Source organism: Corallococcus llansteffanensis (genome assembly GCF_003612055.1).
GTDB classification, from domain to species: Bacteria; Myxococcota; Myxococcia; order Myxococcales; family Myxococcaceae; genus Corallococcus; species Corallococcus llansteffanensis.
In genome coordinates this window covers 1-564 of the sequence record NZ_RAWB01001147.1, presented here as the reverse complement: position 1 = coordinate 564, position 564 = coordinate 1, and the positions used below count along the sequence as shown (strand labels likewise).

Here is a 564-nt window from a genome sequence, read left to right as displayed (position 1 = left end):
CTCCCGGCCCCGTCCCCCTCGCGACGCCTCGAACGGATCCGCGGAAGACTCGCGGCCCCGTCCCCAGCGCTCCTCCACCGTGGACAGCGTGCGGGTCACCCAGCCTCACAACGTCAGCGACAACGAGACGGCCATCTCCCGCGTGCCGGCCCTTCCTCCGGAAGAAGCTCCGGAGAACACGCCCGCGGTCCGCCGGTCCCCGTCCTCCCGTCGCAAGCAGCCCACGCCCCCGGCCCGCTCCAACGCGGCGCGCGCTTCCGTCCGGGCGACCGAACCCCACGACTTCCTCGCCGAAGCCCCCGCGCCCCGCCGAGGCCGGGGTGCACTCATCGCGGCCTTCGTCGTGCTCCTCCTCATCGCGGGCCTCGGAACCACCGTGGTCCTCGGACTCGATGGCGGACGTCTCGCCGCGCTGTGGGCCACGGCCCGCAAGTCATCCCCAAGTCCTCCACCGACTTCTCCCGAGCCCGAGGCACGGAAGCCCGCTCCTACCGAGCCCCCGCCTCCGACTCCCGAGCCGTCCACCGAGCTCGCCGATACCGTCCCTGTCGCCCCGCCCACGCC

The 564-nt window shown here is 73.9% G+C and carries 1 pseudogene; it reads left to right on the top strand.

The features are described 5' to 3' along the window. Nucleotides 1-88 precede the first annotated feature (88 nt). A pseudogene (locus tag D7V93_RS46335) lies at nt 89-564 on the top strand (hypothetical protein); the annotation flags it as partial.